This window comes from Caulobacter sp. BP25, from assembly GCF_002737755.1.
Classification (GTDB): domain Bacteria; phylum Pseudomonadota; class Alphaproteobacteria; order Caulobacterales; family Caulobacteraceae; genus Caulobacter.
The window spans coordinates 581,335-604,603 of sequence record NZ_PEGH01000017.1; the positions used below are offsets into that span (position 1 = coordinate 581,335).

The 23,269-nt window shown below is 68.0% G+C and carries 15 protein-coding genes, 2 pseudogenes and 1 riboswitch; of the genes and pseudogenes, 11 read left to right on the forward strand and 6 right to left on the reverse strand.

All coding sequences use genetic code 11. The features are described from left to right. The 3 genes from CSW59_RS13005 (at position 1) to CSW59_RS13015 (ending at position 2,739) form a co-directional block, all read left to right on the forward strand. Complete coding sequence (locus CSW59_RS13005) at positions 1 to 741, forward strand: molybdopterin-synthase adenylyltransferase MoeB (RefSeq protein ID WP_201722797.1); 741 nt, start codon at positions 1 to 3, stop codon at positions 739 to 741. A gap of 88 nt (positions 742 to 829) precedes the next feature. Next, positions 830 to 2,341: an acetyl-CoA hydrolase/transferase family protein gene (locus CSW59_RS13010; protein ID WP_099444418.1), complete on the forward strand. Its 1,512-nt coding sequence runs from the start codon at positions 830 to 832 to the stop codon at positions 2,339 to 2,341. Continuing rightward, the gene (locus CSW59_RS13015; RefSeq protein ID WP_099444419.1) at positions 2,338 to 2,739 is read left to right on the forward strand and encodes a group II truncated hemoglobin; all 402 of its coding nucleotides are present in this window, start codon (positions 2,338 to 2,340) and stop codon (positions 2,737 to 2,739) included. Before CSW59_RS13010 ends, CSW59_RS13015 begins: the two co-directional genes overlap by 4 nt. 827 nt (positions 2,740 to 3,566) lie before the next feature. Here CSW59_RS13015 and CSW59_RS20620 read toward each other — a convergent pair. The 4 genes and pseudogenes from CSW59_RS20620 to CSW59_RS13025 form a co-directional block, all read right to left on the reverse strand. Continuing rightward, positions 3,567 to 3,695, reverse strand: a complete 129-nt coding sequence (locus tag CSW59_RS20620; RefSeq protein ID WP_143754996.1) for a hypothetical protein — start codon at positions 3,693 to 3,695, stop codon at positions 3,567 to 3,569. A 244-nt stretch (positions 3,696 to 3,939) separates the two neighbouring features. Further along, positions 3,940 to 4,092: pseudogene (locus tag CSW59_RS21885) on the reverse strand (hypothetical protein); the annotation flags it as partial. Between the two features lie 69 nt (positions 4,093 to 4,161). Beyond that, positions 4,162 to 4,377: pseudogene (locus CSW59_RS21890) on the reverse strand (hypothetical protein); the annotation flags it as partial. 115 nt (positions 4,378 to 4,492) lie between these two features. Beyond that, positions 4,493 to 5,386 (reverse strand): isoaspartyl peptidase/L-asparaginase family protein, encoded by an 894-nt coding sequence (locus tag CSW59_RS13025; protein WP_099444420.1) that lies wholly within the window; start codon positions 5,384 to 5,386, stop codon positions 4,493 to 4,495. Positions 5,387 to 5,457: 71 nt separating this feature from the next. On the opposite strand from CSW59_RS13025, the gene CSW59_RS13030 reads away from it, so the two are divergent. From CSW59_RS13030 to CSW59_RS13055, 6 genes are all read left to right on the forward strand, one after another. Then, on the forward strand, positions 5,458 to 6,456 hold the full coding sequence (locus CSW59_RS13030) for an NADPH:quinone oxidoreductase family protein (RefSeq protein ID WP_099444421.1): 999 nt from the start codon (positions 5,458 to 5,460) through the stop codon (positions 6,454 to 6,456). Between the two features lie 381 nt (positions 6,457 to 6,837). Beyond that, a complete protein-coding gene (locus CSW59_RS13035) occupies positions 6,838 to 7,728 on the forward strand; it encodes an SDR family NAD(P)-dependent oxidoreductase (RefSeq protein WP_099444422.1) in 891 nt (296 codons plus the stop codon). Further along, entirely contained in the window at positions 7,725 to 8,633 is a 909-nt protein-coding gene (locus CSW59_RS13040) for a DMT family transporter (RefSeq protein WP_099444423.1), read from the forward strand. Before CSW59_RS13035 ends, CSW59_RS13040 begins: the two co-directional genes overlap by 4 nt. A gap of 200 nt (positions 8,634 to 8,833) precedes the next feature. Continuing rightward, positions 8,834 to 9,931, forward strand: coding sequence for an AI-2E family transporter (locus tag CSW59_RS13045; RefSeq protein WP_099444592.1), 1,098 nt, complete (start codon positions 8,834 to 8,836; stop codon positions 9,929 to 9,931). Between the two features lie 358 nt (positions 9,932 to 10,289). Further along, positions 10,290 to 15,110 carry an NAD-glutamate dehydrogenase gene (locus CSW59_RS13050; RefSeq protein ID WP_099444424.1) on the forward strand — a complete coding sequence of 1,607 codons (4,821 nt, stop codon included), beginning with the start codon at positions 10,290 to 10,292 and terminating at the stop codon, positions 15,108 to 15,110. A gap of 66 nt (positions 15,111 to 15,176) precedes the next feature. Further along, on the forward strand, positions 15,177 to 16,367 hold the full coding sequence (locus CSW59_RS13055; RefSeq protein WP_099444425.1) for a DUF418 domain-containing protein: 1,191 nt from the start codon (positions 15,177 to 15,179) through the stop codon (positions 16,365 to 16,367). Here the strand turns inward: CSW59_RS13055 and CSW59_RS13060 are convergent. After that, on the reverse strand, positions 16,364 to 17,116 hold the full coding sequence (locus CSW59_RS13060; RefSeq protein WP_099444426.1) for a dienelactone hydrolase family protein: 753 nt from the start codon (positions 17,114 to 17,116) through the stop codon (positions 16,364 to 16,366). The genes CSW59_RS13055 and CSW59_RS13060 overlap by 4 nt on opposite strands. A gap of 18 nt (positions 17,117 to 17,134) precedes the next feature. After that, positions 17,135 to 18,724, reverse strand: coding sequence for a bifunctional phosphoribosylaminoimidazolecarboxamide formyltransferase/IMP cyclohydrolase (gene purH, locus CSW59_RS13065; protein ID WP_099444593.1), 1,590 nt, complete (start codon positions 18,722 to 18,724; stop codon positions 17,135 to 17,137). Positions 18,725 to 18,749: 25 nt separating this feature from the next. Further along, positions 18,750 to 18,830: riboswitch (ZMP/ZTP riboswitch) on the reverse strand. 962 nt (positions 18,831 to 19,792) lie between these two features. Between purH and pgm the strand changes: the two genes are divergently transcribed. Together pgm and CSW59_RS13085 are read left to right on the forward strand one after the other, a co-directional pair. After that, positions 19,793 to 21,433, forward strand: coding sequence for a phosphoglucomutase (alpha-D-glucose-1,6-bisphosphate-dependent) (gene pgm / locus CSW59_RS13080; RefSeq protein WP_201722798.1), 1,641 nt, complete (start codon positions 19,793 to 19,795; stop codon positions 21,431 to 21,433). Positions 21,434 to 21,595: 162 nt separating this feature from the next. Next, a complete protein-coding gene (locus CSW59_RS13085) occupies positions 21,596 to 23,254 on the forward strand; it encodes a lysine--tRNA ligase (RefSeq protein ID WP_099444429.1) in 1,659 nt (552 codons plus the stop codon). Positions 23,255 to 23,269: the final 15 nt, after the last annotated feature.

Sequence of the window (23,269 nt, forward strand, 5' to 3'; positions counted from 1 at the left end):
GTGAGTTTTTCGGAAGCCGAGGTCGAACGCTACGCCCGCCATCTGGTGCTGCGCGAGGTGGGCGGTCCGGGCCAGCAGAAGCTGAAGGCCGCAAGGGTGCTGATGGTCGGCGCCGGCGGCCTGGGCGCGCCCGCGGCGCTCTATCTGGCCGCCGCTGGCGTGGGGACGATCGGCCTGGTCGACCCCGACGTGGTGTCGCTGTCGAACCTGCAGCGCCAAGTGCTTTACGCCGGGTCCGACGTCGGCCGGCCCAAGGTCGAGGCAGCGCGGGAGCATCTGGCCGCCCTCAATCCGCATGTCTCGATCGAGCCCCACCCGGTCTGGCTGAACGCCGAGAACGCCGGCGACATCGTTTCTCGCTACGACCTCGTCCTGGACGGCACCGACGATTTCGCCACCCGCTTCGCCGTCAGCGACGCCTGCCTGGCGCACGGCAAGCCGCTGGTCAGCGGGGCGCTTGGCCGCTGGACCGGCCAGGTGGGGGTGTTCCACGGAAAGCCCTGCTACCGCTGCCTGGTGCCCGAGGTCCCGCCGGACGCCGAGACCTGCGCCCTGGTCGGAGTGGTCGGGGCCCTGGCCGGGGTGATCGGGTCGATGATGGCGCTGGAGGCGGTCAAGCTGATCACCGGCGCCGGCGAGCCGCTGTCGGGCAAGCTGCTGATCTACGACGCCCTGGCGGCCGAGACGCGGACAGTCAGGATCGGCGCCGATCCAACCTGCCCGGCCTGCGGCCAAGTCTGACCGCGCGGCGCCGCGTCCGGGCTGCTACGGAAGCGACGGCCCGCCGGCCATCGGCTAAGGCCTGCCCGCGTACTGCTGGAGTAGACCCATGAGCCGGATCGCCCTTCCGAGCCTGCAAGCCAAGGTGATGTCGGCCGAGGCCGCCGCCGCCCTGATCGACCCCGCCAGCACGGTGGGCATGAGCGGCTTCACTGGCTCGGGCTATCCCAAGGCCGTGCCGCTGGCCCTGGCCAAGCGGATCGAGGCCGCGCACGCGGCGGGCGACCCGTTCCGCCTGCGCGTCTGGACCGGCGCCTCGACGGGCCCCGAGCTGGACGGCGCCCTGGCCAAGGCCGACGGCATCGAGTTTCGCCTGCCCTACAACTCCGACCCCATCGCCCGCGACAAGATCAATCGCGGCGAGATGGACTATTTCGACATGCACCTGTCCCAAGTCGCGCCAATGGCCTGGCAGGGGTTCCTGGGCCCGCTGGATACCGCCATCATCGAGGTCAGCGGCATCCGCGCCGACGGCTCGCTGATCCCCTCGTCCTCGGTCGGCAACAACAAGACCTGGATCGACCGGGCCTCGAAGGTGATCCTCGAGGTCAATCGCTGGCAGAACCCGGCGCTGGAGGGGATGCACGACATCTATTACGGCACGGCCCTGCCGCCGAACCGCGTGCCGATCCCCCTGACCCGCCCCGACCAGCGCATCGGCGAGCCCTATTTCCGCTGCGACCCGTCCAAGGTGGTGGCGGTGGTCGAGACCGACTCCCCCGACCGCAACCTGCCGTTCGACGCGCCGGGCGAGGACCACAAGGCCATCGCCGGCCATCTCTTGGAATTCTTCCGTCACGAGGTCGCCAAGGGACGCCTGCCCTCGTCCTTGCTGCCGCTGCAATCAGGGGTGGGCAACATCGCCAACGCGGTAATGTCGGGCCTGGTCGACGGGCCTTTCGACCGGATGACCGCCTATACCGAGGTGCTGCAGGACGGGATGCTGGCGCTGATGGAGGCCGGCAAGCTCTTGACCGCCTCGGCCACCGCCTTCTCGTTGAGCCCCGAGGCCGCCCACACCCTGAACGCCGACATGCATCGGTTCCGCGAGCGCCTGGTGCTGCGCCCGCAGGAGATCAGCAACCACCCCGAAGTGATCCGTCGCCTGGGCTGCATCGCCATGAACGGCATGATCGAGGCCGACATCCACGGGGCGGTGAACTCGACCCACCTGATGGGCTCGCGCATCCAGAACGGCATCGGCGGCAGCGGCGACTTCGCCCGCAACGCCTATGTCTCGATCTTCATGGCCCCCTCGACGGCCAAGGGCGGCAAGATCTCGACGATCGTGCCCAAGACCCCGCACGTCGACCACATCAATCAGGACGTCCAGATCCTGGTCACCGAGCAGGGCCTGGCCGACCTTCGCGGCCTGTCGCCCCGCCAGCGGGCCGAGCTCATCATCGAAAACTGCTCGCACCCGGACTATCGCCCGGCCCTGAAGGACTATCTGGCCCGCGCCCGCCGCGACTCCTACGGCCAGCAGTCGCCGACCCTGCTGATGGAGGCCTTCGCCTGGCACCAGCGGTTCATCGAGACCGGCGACATGAGGCCGAAATGAGCGCTGAGGCCGAAGCTCAAGCCGCCGAGACCGCGTTCGACCAGATCGGCGGCGCGACCCGCGTCCAGGCGGTGGTCGAGGCCTTCTACGACCTGATGGACACCGACCCGGCCTATGCCCGCTTGCGGGCCATCCATGCGCCGGACCTCACCCCCATGCGCGCCTCGCTGGCGGGCTTTCTCACCGGCTGGCTGGGCGGGCCAAGAGACTGGTTCGCCGCGCGGCCGGGCGTTTGCATGATGTCGCTGCACCGGTCGATGCCGATCGACGCCGAGCTGGCGCGGCAGTGGACCGACGCCATGGGTCGGGCGCTGGATCAGGCGGGCGTGGAGGCGGAGATGGCGCAGGCGCTGCGCGAGGTGTTCGGGCGGATGTCGGGGAATATGACGACGCGGTGAGGGGGGCGGTGGAAGTCAGTGCCCCACCCGAAGCTAGAAGAGATAAGCGGCACCTAGGGTTCGCATTGCAATAGGTGTCGGATGGATGGGTACCAAGGACTGTCCCAGTTGCCATGAGGCGCCACGGCGTAGGCGACGTGGGCAATCAATCTGGACGTTCTAGCAGCCTTTTCCCGCAGGTTTCGCAGCTCAGTGCTATCTCGCTTTTTCTGATCTCGCGTCCTGCTAGCGACCACTTTCGACGGCGTTCCAAGGTCTGGGCCTGCTGTTTGCCCTCGAAACGTCACCCACTTCCCAAGCCAGAGCATCGACTCTCGGTAGTCTGCGTGAATGAAATCGTTTCTTTGTCGTTGAACCGCCTTAAGCTCTTGCACCGCGAGCGATAACGCGCGGGGATATTCTGGGTGTGGGCACCGACCCTTCATACACCCGGCCCAGGTGTCGATGGCGTCCTGTCCTCTCATTATTGAGTTCGCGGTCGGCCGATCGACATTCAGCACGCCGGTCAGCGATCTCGCCAGCTCGTCATCAATCTGTCCGATTATGACCACCACCTCACCCAGTAGCGCCATTTCTTCGGCCATCAGCGGAATGTGATACGCAGCTTGCTCAGGTGTTTTCATGTGCCCCACCGAATGTCGGCGGCATTGTAACGCTACAACCGCCTAGACGTCCTCGTTGCCTAGCCGATTGGGCTGATCTGGGAGGGGCGGTCGCTGGGAAGCGCGCCTCGTGAAATCCCGCTAAGCGTAGCCACGCGACCTCCCGAGGTCGGTGCGAACCTTACATCTCTTGGAGGCTGCAGCGTGCAGGGCTGTCCGGGTTGGTCAAGGACCGCCCTCTGGCCGGCCGCCACGCGGCGGCGCTGCGCGCCGTCCTTGAGCAACCCGGTCAGCCCTGCGATCGTCTCGCCGTGAGATGTAAGGATGGCTCCCGTCTTGGGGGACGGGTTTCACAGCGCTAATCGGCCGACGCCGCAGGCCCCCACCTGACCACGCTCCGCGTGGTCGTCCGCCCCCAAAGGGGGGCAGAAGGAAACGCGCCCCTTCTTCCCCCTCCGGGGAGGAGCGCCGCAGGCGCGGAGGGGGCAAGTACGAGCGTTCGCGGCGCTCTATGATCCGCGTATCCGGAATCGAACCGAACGATTTCAACCGCTTCCCACTTTTACGCGCCGCTGGATCATCCGCGTTGAAACCGCCCTTATGCTCTAACCACCTCGTCGCGAGGAAAGGGCGCATGGCCAGCGACCATCGTGGCGGCGGGGGGCGATCGAGCGGGGACAGGTTCGAGGGGGATACTCGGACGGTCCGGGGCTGAGCTTGCTGGGCTCACCCGCCCGCCGTCGGCGTGGTTGGAGGCAAAAGGGCGTGTTTGGCTGAAAGCCCGTCCTCTCCGACCGTTGGGACTCTCGGAAACGGGAGGCCCAGGTCCCGGTAAGGCCTGAACAGGGCCACCCGACGGGACGCTGGCGGATAACGATCGCGCGGAGCGTTCGGGCTTCGTCGAAACGGTATTTATCAAATTCTTCCGGACGGATGTCCGGCGCTCCGCATCCCTTTCCATCCCTTCAGCGAGCGATCGCGTGAAGCGGCGGAGGTGTGCGTGGGATTTGCCTTCTTCCCCCTCTGGGGGAGGAGCGCGCCAGCGCGGAGGGGGCGAGTAGGGAAAAGGGCCCGCCGACGCCGCAGGCCCCCACCTGACCACGCTCCGCGTGGTCGTCCGCCCCGGAGGGGGCGGAAGGATCCCTCCACCCTCAGAACGCCGCGCTGAGGAGGGTCCCATCGGGCAGCAGGGCGGCGCGCTTGAGGCCGCTGGAGGCGAACGGCATGGCGATGTTTCCGAAAGCATCCACCGCGATCAGGCCCCCGTGGCCACCCAGATCGGCGACCTCCTGGATGGCGGCTTTCGCGGCGGTCTCCAGCGCCTGGCCGCCAAAGCGGACGCGGTGGGCGATCTGGGCGGCGACGGCGGCGCGGATGAAGTATTCGCCCTGGCCGGTGCAGGAGACGGCGGCGTGGCCGTCGGCATAGGTGCCCGCCCCGATCACCGGCGAGTCGCCGACCCGGCCGGGCCGCTTGCCGAACACGCCCGCCGTCGAGGTGGCGGCGGCTAGGCGCCCCTCGGCGTCGCGGACCACGCAGCCGACCGTGCCGGTGGGCAGGGTCGCTTGGGCGAGCGAATCTGGCGGATGGTTGTCCTCGAACGCCCCGGCGCGGGTGAACCAGGCCTCGGGGTCCTCGACGGGTTCGAGGCCCTGGTCGCGCGCGAAGTCGATCGCGCCCTGGCCGGCCAGCATCACGTGAGGCGTGGCCTGCATCACCGCGCGAGCGGCCAGGATCGGGCTCTTGAAGCCTTGCAGTGCGGCGACCGACCCGGCCAGGCGCGTGGCCCCATCCATCAGGCTGGCGTCCAGCTCGTATTCGCCGTCGGCGTTGGGCGAGGCGCCGCGCCCTGCGATGTAGAGGCCGCTGGCCTCCAGGGCGACGACGGTCTCGACGGCGACGTCCAGGGCGCTAGCGCCGGCGGCCAGGCGGTCGCGGGCGGCCTCGACCAGACCGCGCATATGGGCGATCTCGACGGCGTAGTCGTGGCCCCGTTTGGCGCCGGCGCCGCCGTGCAGGGCGAGACTAAAACACTTGTTTGACATTCTGCTTCCTTGGCGGCGCGTCCCGCGCTAGCGTCCGGCTAGATTTAAAGACAATCGCAGGGAGAGGCGAGATGAAGGCGGTGCTCAGCAAGGCGGTCGGCGGCCCCGAGACCCTGGTGCTGGAGGACCTGCCCGACCCCGTCGCCGGTCCCGGTCAGGTGCTGATCGACGTCAAGGCCTGCGGCGTCAACTACCCCGACGTGCTGATCATCGAGGACAAGTACCAGTTCAAGCCGCCCCGCCCGTTCTCGCCCGGCGGCGAGGTCTCGGGCGTGATCGCCGCCGTGGGCGAGGGCGTCAGCCGCTTTAAGGTCGGCGACCGGGTGCTGGCCTCGACCGGCTGGGGCGGCTACGCCGAGAAGCTGGCGCTGGAAGAGGCCCGCTGCACCCACATCCCCGACAACATGCCGTTCGACGAGGCCGCCGCCTTCGTCCTGACCTACGGCACCTCCTACTACGCCCTGAAGGATCGCGGCCACATCAAGCCCGGCGAGACCCTGCTGGTGCTGGGCGCGGCGGGCGGCGTCGGCTTGGCGGCGGTGGAGCTGGCCAAGGCGATGGGCGCCAAGGTCGTGGCCGCGGCCTCCAGCCAGGAGAAGGTCGATCTGGCCATCAAGCACGGCGCCGACAGCGGCGTCGTCTACCCCAAGGGCCCCTTCGACAAGGACGGCCAGAAGGCCCTGGCCGAGCTCTTCAAGGGCGCCTGCGGCGCGAACGGCTGGGACGTGGCCTATGACGCGGTCGGCGGAGACTATTCGGAGGCCGCGATCCGGGCGGCGGGCTGGGAGGGGCGCTTCCTGGTGATCGGCTTCCCGTCGGGCATCCCCAAGGTGCCGCTGAACCTCACCCTGCTGAAATCCTGCGACATCGTCGGGGTGTTCTGGGGCGCGGCCGTGGCCCGCGATCCCAAGGGTCACGCGGCGAACCTGAAGGCCCTGATGGACCTCTACGCGGCGGGCAAGATTCGGCCTTACGTGTCCGAGCGCTTCCCCCTGGCGCGGGCCGGCGAGGCCATCGCGCACCTGGCCAGCCGCAAGGCGATGGGCAAGGTGGTGATAACGGTAGATTAACCCTGTTTCGTCGGGCTTGGTTAAGGTTCGCTAATCGTCCTTCTTAGCGAAGCAGACAGGTTGCTCGGCGATTGTGCCCCCGGTTCGGTCGCCACCGAAGACGCTCACCCCACCGAGCGAAAGCGGCGGATGGCCGGGCCGCTCACGCCCCGACGCGGACTCTCCGTGTCGTGGCCGCCTCAGGGGGCGCAAGGTGACGCTGGGCAAGCGCGGCGACGGACAGGGGCCTTTTGGCGCCGGCGCCGCGCTTGCCGAGTTGCGGCCCAACCCAAGAGAAGCCCGCCTTTCGGGTATCGCGCTCTAGCCAAGACGCGCCGCCTTCGCGAAGATGATCACTGATCACCGATCCGCGAGAGGTCGGGCGGCGCGGAGGGAAGAACCATGGTCGGACGTCTGGACGGCAAGATCGCCGTCGTCACCGGGGGCTGCTCGGGTATTGGGCTCGGGACCGTCGAACTGTTCGCGGCGGAGGGGGCGCTGGTCGTCGCCGCCGACCTGCAGGACGAGAAGGGGGCGATGCTGGAAAAGCGCTTCCAGGGCCGCGTCCGCTACATCCGCTGCGACGTGACCGCCGAGGCCGACGTCGCTGCGGCCCTCGCCCTGGCCGAAAGCGCCTTCGGCGGCCTCGACATCCTCTTCAACAACGCCGGCCACGGCGGCACGCCCGCCGGCGTCGAGGACATGAGCGTCGAAGGCTGGGACAAGACCTTCGCCCTGCTGGTGCGCGGTCCGGCGATCGGTATGAAGCACGCCGTGCCGCTGATGGCCAAGCGCGGGGGTGGCTCGATTATCAACACCGCCTCGATCGCCGGCCTGCAGGCGGGCTTTGGCCCGCTGGCCTATTCGACGGGCAAGGCGGCGGTGATCCATCTGAGCCGCTGCGCCGCGGCCGAGCTGGCCTCCAAGAAGATCCGCGTCAACGCCATCTGCCCCGGCCTGATCGCCACCTCGATCTTCGGCGCCTCGATGGGCCTGCCGCGCGAAGTCGCCGACCAGATGGCCGCCCAGATCGCCCAGGTCGGTCCGAAGATCCAGCCGATCCCGAAGTCGGGCCTGCCCGAGGATATCGCTAAGGCCGCTCTCTACCTCGCCAGCGACGACTCCGAATTCGTCACCGGCACACACATCGTGGTCGACGGCGGCATCACCGTGGGGCCCCGCAGCGCCTGGGACGTCAACACACCCTCGCCGATCCTGGCGGCTATGGGCATCACGCCCGAGCAGGCCGAGCAGATGCGAGCGAGCCTCGTCGCGTCTGGCGGGGTCGGGTGAGCCTCACCCCCAACCTGCGCGGCGCGCTGTGGATGCTGGCCTCGGCCATCGGCTTCACGGCGATGACGACGCTGGTCAAGTTCCTGGGCGACGACTACCCGGCGGCCTTGCAGACCTTCTACCGCCAGCTGGCGGGCGTGATCCTGCTATTGCCGCTGATCGCCCGTGATTGGAGCGGCGCCTTCCGCACGACGCGGCCGGGGATCCTGATCTTCCGATCCAGCGCTGGGGTTCTGGCGATGATCATGGGCTTTTACGCCTACCAGAAGCTGCCCCTGGCCGACGCCAACGCCCTGTCCTTCACCCGGACGCTTTGGCTGGTCCCGCTGGCGGCCTTCGTGCTGCGCGAGCCGATCGGACCGTGGCGGATCGGCGCGGCCCTGGTCGGCTTCGTCGGCGTGCTGATCATGCTGCGACCCGGCGCGGGCGGCCCCAATGGAATGGATTGGGGGGCTTGGATCGGCTGGCCGCAGACCTGCGCTCTGGTCTCGGCCTTGCTGTTCGCCCTGACCATCACCGGCATGAAGGTCATGACCCGCGACCACCGCCCCTTCGTTCTGCTGGTCTACGCCGCCGTGCTGGGGCTGATCTTCGCCATCCCTCCGGCGCTTTTCGTCTGGCGCTGGCCGACCTGGCCAGACCTTGGCCTGCTGGCCGCGATGGGCGTGCTCGGCACCCTGACTCAAGGCGCCTACATCAAGGGCATGGAGGCGGGCGAGGCCGCCGTCATGGCGCCGATCGACTACACGCGGCTGGTGTTCGCGGCGGGGGCGGGTCTGCTGCTGTTTCACGAGATTCCGAAGCCCGAGACGCTGGCTGGAGCCGCGATCGTGGTAGCGTCGACCCTGTTCATCTCCTGGCGCGAGCACCTGCTGGCCCAACGCGCCAAGGCTCAGCTAAGTTAGCGAAGACGAAAAGGCTGGCGGATTGAAACTTCGATCGCGACGGCGCGTATGAGGACTGTCCGGCGGCCCGCGCGCCAGGGTATGCCCACCTGACGCCGCTTCGCGGTCAAGCCGCGCGACGTCCCGCCGTGAAGCGCCGACAAGCCTTGCGCGCGATCGACCGCGCCGGGCAATGTCGCCGCGCCCAGGAGTTGAAGATCATGCCCGCCCCCGCCTTGCCTTCCGTCACGACCCGAAACGCCGTGGTGTTCCTGGCCGTGATCGCCGGCGGAGCGGCGCTCTACTGGATGCAGGACATCCTGACACCGCTGGCGCTGGCGGTGTTCCTGGCCGTGATGGTCGACAGCTTCGCCCGCGTGCTGAGAGGCCGCGTTCCTGGATTCCCGTCGCGCGCCGCTCTGCCGGCCGCTCTCATCATCTCGATCCTGCTGTTCGGAGTCTCGTTCTGGGTTGTGATCGACAACGGTCGAGGTTTCTTCGATCAGCTCAAGGATTACGCCCCGCGCCTGAACGAGATCATCGCCAAGCTCGCCCACGCCGTGGGCATCCATGTCGCCCCCACCATCGGCGGGCTGATCAACGAGCTAAACCCGCAGCGCTACATCGGCCAGGCGGCGCAGTCGTTCGGCAACTTCGCCTCCAGCGCCCTGCTTGTGCTCATCTATCTGGGCTTCATCATCGCCTCGCGTCGCGGCTTCGCGCGCAAGATCGTGTCGCTCTTCCCCCAGCACGCCGAGCGCGAAGAGAACATGAAGCTCTTCCAGCGCATCCGCGACGGGGTCGAGCAGTACCTGTGGATTCAGACCGTCACAGGCCTGATCATCGCCGTCGCCGCCTGGGTCGTGATGGTGCTGGTGAGGCTGGACAACGCCTTCTTCTGGGCCTTCCTGATCTTCCTGGCCGCCTACATCCCGATCCTAGGCGGCGCGATCGGCTGTTTCCTACCGCCGCTGTTCGCCCTGGTGCAGTTTCCGGAAAGCCTATGGCCGGCGATCATCCTGTTCTGCGCCCTGCAGGGCATCTTCTTCGTGGTCGGCAATGTGATCCTGCCCAGGATGCAAGGCGACAGCCTGAACATGGATCCGACGGTCGTGCTGCTGTCACTCGCGGTCTGGGGCGCGCTCTGGGGCGTGCCCGGCATGTTCCTCTCAACGCCCCTGACCGTCGCGGTGATGCTGATCCTGGCTCAGTTCGAAGGATCACGCTGGATCGCCATTCTGCTGTCCGAGGATGGCGACCCCCAAGGGGAACGCCTGGTGGCGGCGGAGCCTTCGAAGACGCGTTCTCGAAAGAAATGAGCAAACCCCTTCAAGTCACGCGCTAGGCGCCTATCTAAGACTAGTCCGGTCTCCCCCACCCGGACCCCGCCGATCGCGGCCGGCAAGGCCGCCGCCATCGAAGCGGAAAATGCCCGCCTCCCCCACGCGGGCCTGCGCCGTCGGCTTCCCCCAGCCGGCGGCGCTTCCGTATTCCCGCCGCCCTCGCAGCCTTGCCGTTAACGACAAGCTTTCGCCCTCGCGCTAGGCTTTAAAGCCCTGTCGCCGGCCCGAAAGCAGGACAGGCGGACGAGACCGAAAGGTGGCTTATTCTCCGCATGTGCGTTGAGTTTTTACCTTTCTTCGCTAGGTAAGTCGGAAAAATTTTTGAGGAAGCGGCATGAGCGGCGTAAAGATTGACCCAAACCATAGCCTTGCCGCTGCCTACGCCAAGACACGCGGAAAGAGCGTCCAGGAGCTCTCCCTGGAAGAGCGCGACTATCTGGCGCAGGTCGATGCTGACTGGGCCGTGGAAGACGCGCCAGTCCTCTCGGCCGCCGCCGCCGCCGCCTCGCTTGTCGAATTCTGGGACTTCGCGGTCGGCGTGATCGGCGAGCAACCCGCCGTGCGCCTCCGGTCGGCCATCGAGGGCGCGGCCGGTCGCGATCTGCTTGAGATCGTCCAGCTCGACCGGCCCTTCCTGGTCGACAGCGTCATGGGCGAGATTACCGAAAGCGGTTTCCGCGTCCGGGCCATGTTCCACCCCGTGGTCGAAATTGACGGCGTCGCCCGCTCGCTGATCCAGGTCCATCTGGACCCCGTGGGCGAGGACCGCGCGGAACTCCTGCTTGAGCAGGTCCGCGATACCCTGTTCGACGTCCGCCGCGCCGTCGGTGACTTCAAGGCGATGCGCGAGCTGATGCACCGGGCGATCGGCGAGCTGTCCGCCACCCACGGCGTCACCAGCGAAGAGGGCCGCCAGGAGGAACTCGCCTTCCTGCGTTGGCTAGAGGACGACAACTTCGTTTTCCTGGGCGCGCGGGTCTACGAGTACCCTCGCTCGCCAGACGGCGGCTATGCCGCCGAAGAGCCCCTCTACGAGGCAGAGGCGGGCCTTGGAGTCTTGAAGGATTCCACGAGGGCGGTGCTGCGCCGGACCCACGAACCCGCGATCCTGTCCGCGCAATTGCGCCGGCAACTCGAGACGGGCACGCCCGTCGTGGTCGCGAAGTCCAACCTGCGCTCGCGCGTCCATCGGCGCGGCTTCATGGATTATGTCGGCGTGCGCCGCTATGGCGCCGACGGCAAGCCCTCGGGCGAGGTCCGCTTCGTTGGCCTGTTCACCGCCGAAGCCTATGAGACGCCGGCCAGCGAAGTTCCGCTGATCCGCCACCGCGTGGCGAGGATCATGCGCCGGGCGGCCAAGGCGCCCGGCAGCCACAACGAAAAGCGCCTGCGCAATATCCTCGAGACCTGGCCGCGCGACGAGCTGTTCCAGACCAGCGAAGATAACCTGTTGTCGATGGCGCTGGGCGTCCTGCACCTGATCGACCGGCCGCGCGTGCGGCTGTTCACCCGCATGGACCCGTTCGACCGCTTCGCCTCGGTGCTGGTCTACATCCCGCGCGAGCGCTTCGACACCGAGGTCTGCGAGCGGGCCGGCGCGATCCTGGCCGACGCCTATGACGGCAAGGTCCTCGAATACTATCCGGAAATCTCGGACGCCCCTCTGGCCCGCGCTCAGTTCATCATCGAAGTCACGCCGGGCGACCATCCCGAGCCTGAGCTGGCATGGGTGGAAGCGCGCATCGCCGACACGGCGCTGACCTGGGAAGACCGTTTCGAGGCGGTGGTCCGCGCCGGCGGCGCCCCGACCGGCGGCGTTCGCGCCTTGCTGGCCAAGTACGGCCGCGCCTTCCCGCCAGGCTATCGCGATCAGTACGACGCCCAGGAGGCCCTGGCCGACATCGACGCCATCGAGACCCTGTCGCCCGACACGCCACCGCGCGTGCGCGCCTTCCGGCGGGCCGAGGACGATGCCCGCACCTTCCGCTTTAAGCTCTATTTGCGCGGCGCCGCCGCGCCGCTCGCCGAGGTGCTTCCGATCCTGGAGCGCATGGGCCTGAAAGCCCTGATCGAGGACGGCTTCCGCCTCAGCGTCTATGAAGCCGATGGTCCGCGCTCGGTTTGGGTCCACGAATTCGTGCTGGATGATCCGGCCGGCGAGCACATCGTGTTCGACGAAATCCGGCGGGTCTTCGAAGAGGCCTTCATCGCGATCTGGACAGGCCTGGCCGAGAACGACGGCTTCAACCGGATCGTGCTGGAGCTGGCGATCGGCTGGCGCGAAGCGGCGCTGATCCGGGCCCTGGCGCGCTATCGTCAGCAGTCGGGCCTTGACCCCAGCCAACAGGTGCAGGAAGCCGCGCTGCGCGACCATCCCGCCGTCACCCGCCTGATCCTCGACCTCTTCCGCGTCAAATTCGACCCGGCGATCGCCAGCGACCTGAAGGCGCGTACAACCCAGGCCAAGGCCGTCGAGGCCAAGATTGTCGAGGCGTTGCAGGCGGTCGAAAGCCTCGACGCTGACCGGGTGCTGCGCCGCCTGGCGGCCCTGGTCGGTGCGATCCAGCGGACGAACTTCTACCAGCCGGCGGCCGACGGCGCGCCCAAGCCCTACATCAGCTTCAAGATCGCCTCGCGCGAACTGGAAGACCTGCCCGCGCCAAAGCCCTATCGCGAGATCTACGTCTCGGCGCCGCACGTCGAGGGCGTCCACCTGCGGTTCGGCCCCGTGGCGCGCGGCGGCCTGCGCTGGTCGGACCGTCGCGACGACTTCCGCACCGAGGTGCTTGGCCTGGTGAAGGCCCAGCAGGTCAAGAACGCCGTGATCGTGCCGGTCGGCTCGAAAGGCGGCTTCTATCCCAAGCAGCTGCCGCGCGGCGGCGATCGCGACGCGATCCAGACCGAGGCCATCCGCGCCTACAAGACCTTCCTCTCGGGCCTCCTGGATCTCACCGACAACATCAGCGCCGACAACGAGGTCGTTCCGCCCCGCTCGGTGATCGTTCATGACGGCCAGGACCCCTATCTGGTCGTGGCCGCCGACAAGGGCACGGCGACCTTCTCCGACATCGCCAACGGCGTGGCCGAGGACTACGGCTTCTGGCTGGGCGACGCCTTCGCCTCGGGCGGCTCGGTCGGCTATGATCACAAGGTCATGGGCATCACCGCCCGCGGCGCCTGGGAAGCGGTCAAGCGCCACTTCCGCGAGCTGGGCAAGGACATCCAGACCGAAACCTTCACCGTCGTGGGCGTCGGCGACATGTCTGGCGACGTGTTCGGCAACGGCATGCTGCTGTCCAAGCAGACCAAGCTGCTGGCCGCCTTCGACCACCGCCACATCTTCCTGGACCCCAATCCGGATCCGGCGGCCTCGTGGGCCGAACGCGACCGAATGTTCAAGTTGCCGCGCTCGTCCTGGGAAGACTACGACACGTCGAAAATCTCGCAGGGCGGCGGCGTGTTCGCCCGCAGCCTGAAGAGCATCCTGCTGTCGCCAGAGATCCGCGCCATGCTGGACATCAAGGCCGAAGCCGTCTCGCCGGCCGAGTTGATGACCGCGATCCTGAAGGCGCGGGCCGAGCTGCTCTATCTCGGCGGCATCGGCACCTATGTGAAGGCCAAGGGCGAGAGCAACGCTGACGCCGGCGACAAGGCCAATGACGCGATCCGCATCAACGGCGCGGACCTGCGGGTCAAGGTGGTCGGCGAAGGCGCGAACCTGGGCCTGACCCAGGCCGGCCGGATCGAGTTCGCCCAAGCGGGCGGCCACGTGAACACCGACGCCATCGACAACTCCGCCGGGGTCGACAGTTCCGACCACGAGGTCAACATCAAGATCCTGACCGGCATCCTGGAGCGCGGCGGCGAGCTGACGCGCCCTGACCGCAATACGCTGCTGGCCTCGATGACCAACGACGTGGCCCACCACGTCCTGGAGCACAACTACGACCAGACCCTGGCCCTGACCCTGTTGGAAAGCGACGCGGTCACCGAGGTCGACTCCCAGATACGGTACATGGTCGATCTTGAGCAGCGCGGACGCCTGGACCGCCGCGTCGAGGGCCTGCCGACCAATACGGCTCTGTTGGAGCGTAAGGCCGCCAGCAAGGGCATGACCCGTCCGGAACTCGCGGTGCTGCTGGCCTATGGCAAGCTGGACCTCTTTGACGAAATCGTCGCTTCCCAGGCGCCGGACGATCCCTGGTTCGAAACCACGCTGAAGGGCTACTTCCCCAAGGCGCTCGGCCGATATGCCGACGCGATGCAGAAGCACCGCCTGAAGCGCGAAATCATCGCCACGGTGGTCGGCAACCAGATGGTCAACATGTGCGGCCCGACCTTCGCCAGCCGCCTGAAGGCTGCGGCGGGCTCGGACATCTCGGCCGTGGTCGTAGGCTTCACGGCCGCCCGGGAGATCCTGGGGATCGACGCTCTGTGGGCCCAGGTCGGTGCGCTCGACAACAAGGCCTCGGCCGACGGTCAGACGGCGCTCTACAAGGCCCTGGCCTACGCCCTGCGCAGCCTGAGCTTCTGGCTGGCCCGGCGCGCCTTCCGCGACAAGTCCACCGTCAAGGCGCTGGTCGAGGCCTACGGGCCGTCGGTGGCGAAGCTGCGCGGCCAGACACCTATCATCCTGTCGCCTTTCGAACAGAAAGCGGTAGGCAAGCGCGCCAAGGCCTATATCGCCGACGGCGCGCCGGAGGCCTTGGCCCAGGCCGTCGCCGCCCTGCAGCCGCTGACCACCGCCGCCGACCTCGTCGACCTGGCCAACGCCTCCAGCTGGAGCGTCGAGAAGGTCGCTCGGCTGTACCACCAGGTCGGCGCGGCGTTCGGCTTCGACCGCCTGCGGTCGGCGGCTGGCGCCTTCGTCGGCGGCGACAGCTTCGAGCGTCTGGCGGTCCGTCGCCTGATCGAGGACATGCTCGGAGAGCAGGCCGGGATCACCCAGTCAGTCCTGAAGTTCGCCGCCAACGCGCAAGCCGGCGAGGACGAGGCCGGCGCCAAGGCGGCGATCAGCTCGTGGGCCGCCCTGCGGGGCGACCTGCCCCGGACGGTCAAGCGCACGATCGAGGAGATCGAGCAGGCCGGGGGCGGTTGGACCTTCGCCAAGCTGACCATCGCCAACGCCGCCTTGCGCGAACTGTCGGCCGCCTAGCCCAGCGGTTGCGCTCCCCGCCGCCGCGAGGCAGGTTCGCGGCGCGGGGGCTTCGCGGGGACGAGCATGGACAAGGACCGGATCGTTCTGCTGGACGCCCTGCGCGGCCTTGGGGTGCTGGGTATCCTGCTGTGCAACGCGCCGGACTTCGCTGTCGCGCCTGAGATCGCCGAGTCCGCCAGCCATTGGCCCCACGGAACCGGAGCGGCCACGCTGTCGGTCTGGGTGGTGACCCAGTGGCTGTTCCAGCGGAAGTTCGTGACCCTGTTCGCCATGCTGTTCGGCGTCTCGATCTTCCTGGTCGGCGGCGAACGTTCGGACAAGGATCGGGGCGCGACCCTTCGTCGACGCCTTTTCTGGATGGTCGCCTTCGGCCTGCTGCACGGCTTCGCCATCTGGTACGGAGACGTGCTGCTGAGCTACGCCCTGGCGGGTTTCGCGATCCTGTTGGTGCGATCCTGGTCGGCGCGGAAGCTGATCCGGACCGGCTTGACGATCTGGATCGTCTTCAGCCTGCTGGCCTTGGTTGGCTTGAGCTTCGCCGCCTTCCTGCCGCAAGCCGCCGCGCAAGAGACGCTGGAGACCGCCACGATGCTGGCCAAGGCCAAGGCGGCAGAGGCGCAGTATGGCGGCAGCTTTGTTCAGTCGCTGGTCCAGAATGCGAAGGACCGCTTGGCCCTCCTGCCTGGCGAGCCGATCATCTTCGCGATGACCTCGGCGCTGATGATGATGGGCCTGGGCGCCTTCAAAGCCGGGGTGCTGACCGGCGAGGCCTCAGACAAGGTTTATCGGCGTCTGCTGGTCTGGGGCCTGCTTGCCTCGGCCGTGGTCGGCGGCCTTTTCATCGCCGAGGCGGTGACGGGCTTGCCGAAGAGCCTGGGTCTGATCTCCGTCGGCGTTCAGTGGATGCTGGCTCCGCCGACGACGCTCGCCTATGTCGCCTTGATGGTGTTCGCCGCCCGCTCGAAGGCCTGGTCGGCGATCCCGAAGGTTCTGGCGCCCGTAGGCCAGATGGCCTTCACGAACTATCTGGCCCAGTCGGTGATCATGACCGCGATCTTCTATGGCGGCCGAGGGCTGGGCTTGCATGGCCAGGTCGATCGGCCGGGCCTGGCGGCGATCACGGTCGGGATCTGGATCGCCCAGATCCTGTGGTCGCGCTGGTGGCTGGATCGCTTCGAGATGGGCCCGCTGGAGTGGGTATGGCGGCGCCTCTATCGCGGTCCCTCCCCGCTGCGACGCCCCGTCGCCGCCTAGGCGCAGCGCTTCAAGGCCTCCGTAAAATAGGTCTGAACCTGCGCGAACAGGTCCGGGCGGTATCGCGCCCGAGGATCATTGGCCTTGTCGTCGTCGAAGGCGTGGGTGGCGTCAGGCAGGAACATCTGGTCGACGGCGAGACCGTCGCGCGCCAGGCGGTCCAAGGCCAGTTTCGGCGCCCTCCAGCCGACCACCTGATCCTTGCCCGCCAGCACCGACCAGACCGGCGGCGGCGCCTGGCCCCAGCCATGCCGCGTCGTCAGGGCCGGATAGCCGGCATACGGATAAACCAGCAGCGCGCCCTTCACCGCCGCGCGCAGCCGCGCCGGATCGGCGTCGCCCACGCGGGTGATCGCCGCCGCCCGCTCGCCCAGCGCATAGGCGTCCATGATGGTCCAGCCGCCATGGCTCCACCCCGCCAGGAAGAGCCTCTCGGCGTCAGCCCAGGCCTGCGCCTCAAGCCAGGCCAGCATGGCGAAGACATCGCCCGCCCGCTGCGAACCGCGCACCCGAAGGCCTGTGCAGACCGTCAGCTTAGCGTCCAGGCTGGAGACCCCGCGCGGCAGGAACGAGTCGACCACTACGGCCGCCCAGCCCGCCGCCACCGCGACCTGGGCGTAGGCTTCGAGGAACGGCGTCTTGCCGCCGCAGCCGTGCAGGATCAGCGCCACCGGGAAGGGGCCTGGCCCCTCCGGCTTGAACACCCGCGAGTGGCGGGCGACCTGCTCGCCCCAGGCGGCGCTGTTCATGGCGTTACCTCATGAGCCCTAGTGCCTGAACACCCGCACGCCGGTGAAGGCCATGGCCAGGCCCAGCCTGTCGGCCGCCTCGATCACCTCGGCGTCGCGCATCGAGCCGCCCGGCTGGATGATCGCCGTCGCGCCCGCTTCCGCCGCCTGGATCAGGCCGTCGGCGAACGGGAAAAAGGCCTCCGAGGCGCAGGCGCAGCCCTTCAGGTCCAGGCCGAAGTCGGCCGCCCGAAGGGCCGCGATCCGGGCCGAGTCCTTGCGGTTCATCTGGCCGGCGCCGACGCCCAGGGTCTGGCCGGCGCGGGCGTAGACGATGGCGTTTGACTTGACGTGCTTGCCCACCGTGAAGGCGAACAGCATGTCGCGCACTTCCTCGTCGGTCGGCTGGCGCTTGGTGACGACCTTCAGGTCCGAGGCCTTGATGCGGGCATCGTCGCGCGACTGCACCAGGAAGCCGCCGGCCACGCTCTTAAACGCATCCCCCGTCGAGAGCGGATCCGGTAAGGAGCCGGTCACCAGCAGGCGCAGGTTCTTCTTGGCGGCGAAGACGGCGACGGCGTCCTCGTCGGCCTCGGGGGCGATCACCACCTCGGTGAAGATCTCGACCATGGCCTCGGCTGCCTCGCGGGTCAGGCGCGAGTTCACCGCCACGATACCGCCAAAGGCCGAGTTCGGGTCGCAGGCCAGGGCCCGCTCATAAGCCTCGCGCTGAGTCGAACCCACGGCCACGCCGCAGGGATTGGCGTGCTTGATGATCGCCACCGCCGGCGCCTCCGCCGGGTCGAACTCGGCGATCAGCTCGAAGGCCGCGTCGGTGTCGTTGATGTTGTTGTAGCTGAGCTCCTTGCCCTGCAGCTGGGTGGCCGTGGCCACGCCCGGACGCGGGTTTGGGAAAGTGTAGAAAGCCGCCTTCTGGTGCGGGTTCTCGCCATAGCGCATGGTTTGGCGCAAGGTCCCGGCGATCGACTTGCGGGCCGGGAAGTCCTGGCCCAGAGCTCCCGCGAACCAGGCCGAGATCGCCGCGTCATAGGCCGCCGTGCGGGCGTAGGCGCGGGCCGCCAGGGTCTGGCGCAAAGCCAGCGTCGTTCCGCCGGCCTTCAGGGCTTCCAGCACCTCGGCGAGGTCCGAAGGATCGGTGCAGACGGCGACATAGCCGTGGTTCTTGGCCGCCGAACGGATCATGGCCGGGCCGCCGATGTCGATGTTCTCGACGCATTCGGCGTAGCTGCCGCCCTTCGCGACGGTCGCCTCGAAGGGGTAGAGGTTCACGTACAGGATATCGATGCCGCCGATGCCGTGGTCGGCCATGGCTTGCGCATGCTCGGGCGCATCCCGAACGCCCAGAAGCCCGCCATGCACCACCGGGTGCAGGGTCTTGACCCGACCGTCCATCATCTCGGGGAAGCCCGTCAGGTCCGAGACATCCTTCACGGGGATCCCGGCCGCGGCGATCGCGGCCTTGGTGCCGCCGGTCGAGACCAGCTCGACTCCGGCTTCATGCAGGGTCTTGGCGGCGTCGATGAGGCCGGTCTTGTCGGAGACCGACAGCAGGGCGCGCTTGGGCGAAACGAGATCAGGGGCGGACGGATAGTCGGGGGCGGCGGGCACGGCGGGCTCCAGGTTTCGTGATCGGAAAGGGAGCCCAGGCGCGCGGCTTATGCGTATCGAGCTCCCCGGTGGTCTCCCACCTTCAACGCCAGTCACTCGAACGGGGCGGAAAATACGGGGGCTGGCGGGGGAGTCAATGCGGGCGTCCAGTTCCTCCCCCGTGACACGGGGGAGGTGTCGGCGGAGCCGACGGAGGGGGCGAGCTGGAGGTCGGCCGAGTTGGCCCCCTCCGGCCCTCTGGGCCGCCTCCCCCGCATCGCGGAGGGGGGGGGGAACTGACCGAAGCAGACACGGCGTCTCGGCTTCACGCGATCGCTCGCTGAAGGCGCAAGGGGAGGCGACGGAGCGGCCGGGCGAACCCGGAGACCGTGAGTGTGTTGTGCGTTTCGGCTCGATCGTCCGCTCCGCCAGGCTGTTCTTGTCCGTGAGGGCGACGGGCGTGAGCATTATCTGCTCGGGACTTCGCTACCCCCGGACGGGCGCGGACCAACTGGATCGGCTCCTCCGTCTCCAGCCCGACGATCCACGATAGGCGGCTTATACGATCACCGCCCTGTCGCTCCGCGTTCGACGTGATCCCGAGCGGCCCGGCCCCTCGTGCGCGCTCCTAAAGAGTAAGCCGCACGACCAGACAAAGCCTCCCAGGCGCCGAACGCGGCCCCGCTCAACCTAGCCCCGCCGCCGTATTGGGCCGGATCCATACGCCCTCCCCCGCGACGGGGATGGCTATGATTGTGCGCGCGGTTTCAACGCGGATCACACAGCGGCGTGTAAAAGTGAGAAGTCGTTGAAATCGCTGACTTCGATTCCGGATACGCCGAGCATACAGGCGCCTCTATCCCCGTACTTGCCCCCTCCGCGCTGGCGCGCTCCTCCCCCGGAGGGGGAAGAAGGCTCGCGTTTCCTTCTGCCCCCACCTGACCCCGCAAAGCGGGGCCAGGTGGGGGCTTGGGGCGCTGACAAGTGACCCAAAACGGCGGAAAACAGACACGGAATAGTTCGTGAAATTGTTTTCCACCCCTTATAGGGGTTCGGTTTCCGAGCCTCGTCCAAACTCTGCCAGGTGTCTTGATGCACGACCGCGCCGGCCTTCGCGCTCTTCCCGAAGATCTTGTCGATCTCGACGCCCTGATCAGCGCCTATTTCGAGATCAAGCCGGACGTCTCCAATCCCGCCCAGAAGGTCGTGTTCGGCACCTCGGGCCATCGGGGCTCCAGCCTCGACGGCGCCTTCAACGAGGCCCACATCCTGGCCGTCACCCAGGCGATCGTCGAATACCGCGCCGCCCAAGGGGTGACCGGGCCGCTGTTCGTCGGTCGCGACACCCACGGCCTGTCCGAGCCGGCTTGGCGGTCGGTGCTGGAGGTCCTGGCCGGCAACGGGGTCGAAACCCTGGTCGACTCGCGCGACGGCTTCACCCCGACCCCGGCCGTGTCGCACGCCATCCTGACCTACAATCGCCAAGGCGGCGCGCAAGCGGACGGCCTGCTGCTGACCCCCTCGCACAACCCGCCCCGCGACGGCGGCATCAAGTACAACCCGCCCTCCGGCGGTCCGGCCGGCTCGGACGCCACCTCGGCCATCGCCGCCCGCGCCAACGCGCTGCTGGCTCAGGGCCTGGCCGGCGTGAAGCGCGTCCCGTTCGAGACCGCCCGCAAGGCCGTAGGGAGCTATGATTTCCTGGGCCGCTATGTCGACGACCTGCCGGCGGTGATCGACATCGCCGCGATCCGCGCGGCCAAGGTGCGGATCGGCGCCGATCCGCTGGGCGGCGCGGCCGTCGCCTATTGGGTCGCGATCGCCGAGCGCCACGGCCTGGACCTAACGGTGGTCAATGACGCCGTCGATCCGCGCTGGGCGTTCATGCCGCTCGACACCGACGGCAAGATCCGGATGGACTGCTCGTCCTCCAGCGCCATGGCTAACCTGATCGGGATCATGAAGGGCGGCGCGGCTTATGACGTCGCGACCGGTAATGACGCCGACGCCGACCGCCACGGCATCGTCACGCCCGACGGCGGGCTGATGAACCCCAACCACTACCTGGCCGCGGCCATCTCGTACCTGTTCAGCCATCGTCCCGGCTGGGGCGCAGACACCGCCGTCGGCAAGACCCTGGTCTCGTCCTCTATGATCGACCGGGTCGTGGCGGGCCTGGGCCGCCGCCTGCTCGAGGTGCCGGTCGGCTTCAAATATTTCGTGCCGGGCCTCTTGGACGGCTCGGTCGGCTTCGGCGGCGAGGAGTCGGCCGGCGCGGCCTTCCTGCGCCATGACGGCGGGGTGTGGACCACCGACAAGGACGGCATCCAGCTGGCCTTGCTAGCGGCAGAGATCCAGGCGGTGACCGGCAAGAGCGCCAGCCAGCTCTACGCCGGCCTGACCGAGCAATATGGCGCCCCGGCCTATGCCCGCGTCGACGCCCCGGCCAGCCGCGAGGAGAAGGCGCGCCTCGCCAAGCTCAGCCCCTCTGACGTCTCGGCCAAGACCCTGGCCGGCGAGGCGATCACCGACATCCTCACCGCCGCTCCCGGCAATGGCGAGGCGATCGGCGGCCTGAAGGTCTGCACGAAGAACGCCTGGTTCGCCGCCCGGCCGTCCGGCACCGAGGACGTCTACAAGGTCTATGCGGAGTCGTTCCTGGGCGCCGATCACCTGAAACAGGTCCAGGCCGAGGCCCGCGAGGTAGTGGCGGGGGCGTTGAAGGGCTGACCTTGCAAACCGTCATCCCGGCCAAGCGCGTCGCGCGCCGAGCCGGGACCGCCGCAAGCGCGGCGCTTTCCGAGGTCCCGGATAGCCTCTTGCGAGACTTCCGGGATGACAGTTTAGGCTCCACCCTAGCCCTTGGCCGCGTCAGCGCTTATACCGCCCGGCATGTTTGAAGGCCTCTCCCCCCTCGCCCGTGACGCCCGCTCCTGGCCCTTCGAGCAGGCGCGCGCCACGATCGCCCGCGTCCTGCGCGTGCGCCTCCCCGACCGCGCCGACCAGGAAGCCGCCAAGGCCCTGATCGACGCCGGCAAGACAGACGAGGCGGTGAAAGCCTATCCGGCCCTTTCGCAGGCCGTGATCTTCGAGACCGGCTATGGGCCGTCGGGCCTGCCGCACCTGGGCACCTTCGGCGAGGTGGCGCGCACCACGATGGTGCGCAGCGCCTTCCGCGCCCTGACCGACGAGGCCATCCCGACCCGCCTGATCGCCTTCAGCGACGACATGGACGGCCTGCGCAAGGTTCCCGAGAACATCGAGAACAAGCAGCCGCTGATCGAGGACCTGGGCAAGCCGCTGACGGTCGTCCGCGACCCGTTCGGCACCCATGACAGCTTCGGCGCCCACAACAACGCCCGCCTGCGCGCGTTCCTGGACGGTTTTGGCTTCGAGTACGAGTTCGTCAGCTCGACCGAGTGCTACAAGGGCGGAATGTTCGACGCGACCCTGCTGACCGCCCTGGAGCGCTTCGACGCGATCCAGAAGGTCATGCTGCCGACGCTGGGCGAGGAGCGCCGCGCGACCTATTCGCCGTTCCTCCCCATCAGCCCGACCACCGGCCGCGTGCTGCAGGTCCCGACCCTGGAGCGCAATGTCGAGAAGGGCACGATCGTCTTCCAGGACGAGGATGGCCGCAATGTCGAGGTCCCGGTCACCGGCGGCCACGTGAAGATGCAGTGGAAGCCCGACTGGGCCATGCGCTGGACGGCGCTGGGCGTCGACTACGAGATGTCGGGCAAGGACCTGATCGACTCGGTCAAGGCCTCGGGCGCGATCTGCAAGGCGCTGGGCGGGACCCCGCCGGAGGGCTTCAACTACGAGCTCTTCCTGGACGAGAACAACCAGAAGATCTCCAAGTCCAAGGGCAACGGCCTGTCGATGGAGGACTGGCTGCGGTACGGCGCGCCCGAGAGCCTGTCGTACTACATGTTCCAGAGCCCCAAGTCGGCCAAGAAGCTCTATTTCGACGTCATCCCCAAGGCGAGCGACGAGTACCTGCAGCAGCTGGACGCCTATCCGCGCCAGGAGCCGGCCAAGCAGCTCGACAACCCCGTCTGGCACATCCACACGGGCCGTCCGCCGCAGCAGGGCTCGCCGGTGTCGTTCAGCCTGATGCTGAATCTCGTTTCGGCAGCCGACGCCTCGACCAAGGAAATCCTCTGGGGCTTCCTGTCGCGCTACATCCCGGGCGCCTCGCCGGAAAGCCAGCCGCTGCTGGACCGCCTGGCCGGCTACGCGATCAACTACTACGAGGACTTCGTGAAGCCCTCGAAGGTGTTCCGCGCGCCCAACGACCAGGAACGCGCCGCCATGCTGGACCTGCTGGCCAAGCTGAAGGCCATGCCGTCCGACACCCAGGACGCCGAGCTGATCCAGAACGAAGTGTTCGAGGTGGGCAAGACCCACGGCTTCGACCCGCTGCGCGCCTGGTTCCAGGCCCTCTACGAAGTGCTGCTGGGCCAGAGCCAGGGCCCCCGCTTCGGCTCCTTCGCGGCCATCTTCGGGATCGACCGCACGGTGGCGCTGATCGAGGAGAAGCTGGGCTAGAGTTTCGGTGCGGCG

What these genes read in the sequence shown, in the direction of transcription:
- CSW59_RS13055 (WP_099444425.1), top strand. Translation starts at nt 15,177, where the DNA reads ATGGACAAGGACCGGATCGTTCTGCTGGACGCCCTGCGCGGCCTTGGG.
- CSW59_RS13010 (WP_099444418.1), top strand. Translation starts at nt 830, where the DNA reads ATGAGCCGGATCGCCCTTCCGAGCCTGCAAGCCAAGGTGATGTCGGCC.
- CSW59_RS13025 (WP_099444420.1), bottom strand. Translation starts at nt 5,386, where the DNA reads ATGTCAAACAAGTGTTTTAGTCTCGCCCTGCACGGCGGCGCCGGCGCC.
- CSW59_RS13050 (WP_099444424.1), top strand. Translation starts at nt 10,290, where the DNA reads ATGAGCGGCGTAAAGATTGACCCAAACCATAGCCTTGCCGCTGCCTAC.
- CSW59_RS13045 (WP_099444592.1), top strand. Translation starts at nt 8,834, where the DNA reads ATGCCCGCCCCCGCCTTGCCTTCCGTCACGACCCGAAACGCCGTGGTG.
- CSW59_RS13015 (WP_099444419.1), top strand. Translation starts at nt 2,338, where the DNA reads ATGAGCGCTGAGGCCGAAGCTCAAGCCGCCGAGACCGCGTTCGACCAG.
- CSW59_RS13035 (WP_099444422.1), top strand. Translation starts at nt 6,838, where the DNA reads ATGGTCGGACGTCTGGACGGCAAGATCGCCGTCGTCACCGGGGGCTGC.
- CSW59_RS13085 (WP_099444429.1), top strand. Translation starts at nt 21,596, where the DNA reads ATGTTTGAAGGCCTCTCCCCCCTCGCCCGTGACGCCCGCTCCTGGCCC.
- CSW59_RS13030 (WP_099444421.1), top strand. Translation starts at nt 5,458, where the DNA reads ATGAAGGCGGTGCTCAGCAAGGCGGTCGGCGGCCCCGAGACCCTGGTG.
- CSW59_RS13060 (WP_099444426.1), bottom strand. Translation starts at nt 17,116, where the DNA reads ATGAACAGCGCCGCCTGGGGCGAGCAGGTCGCCCGCCACTCGCGGGTG.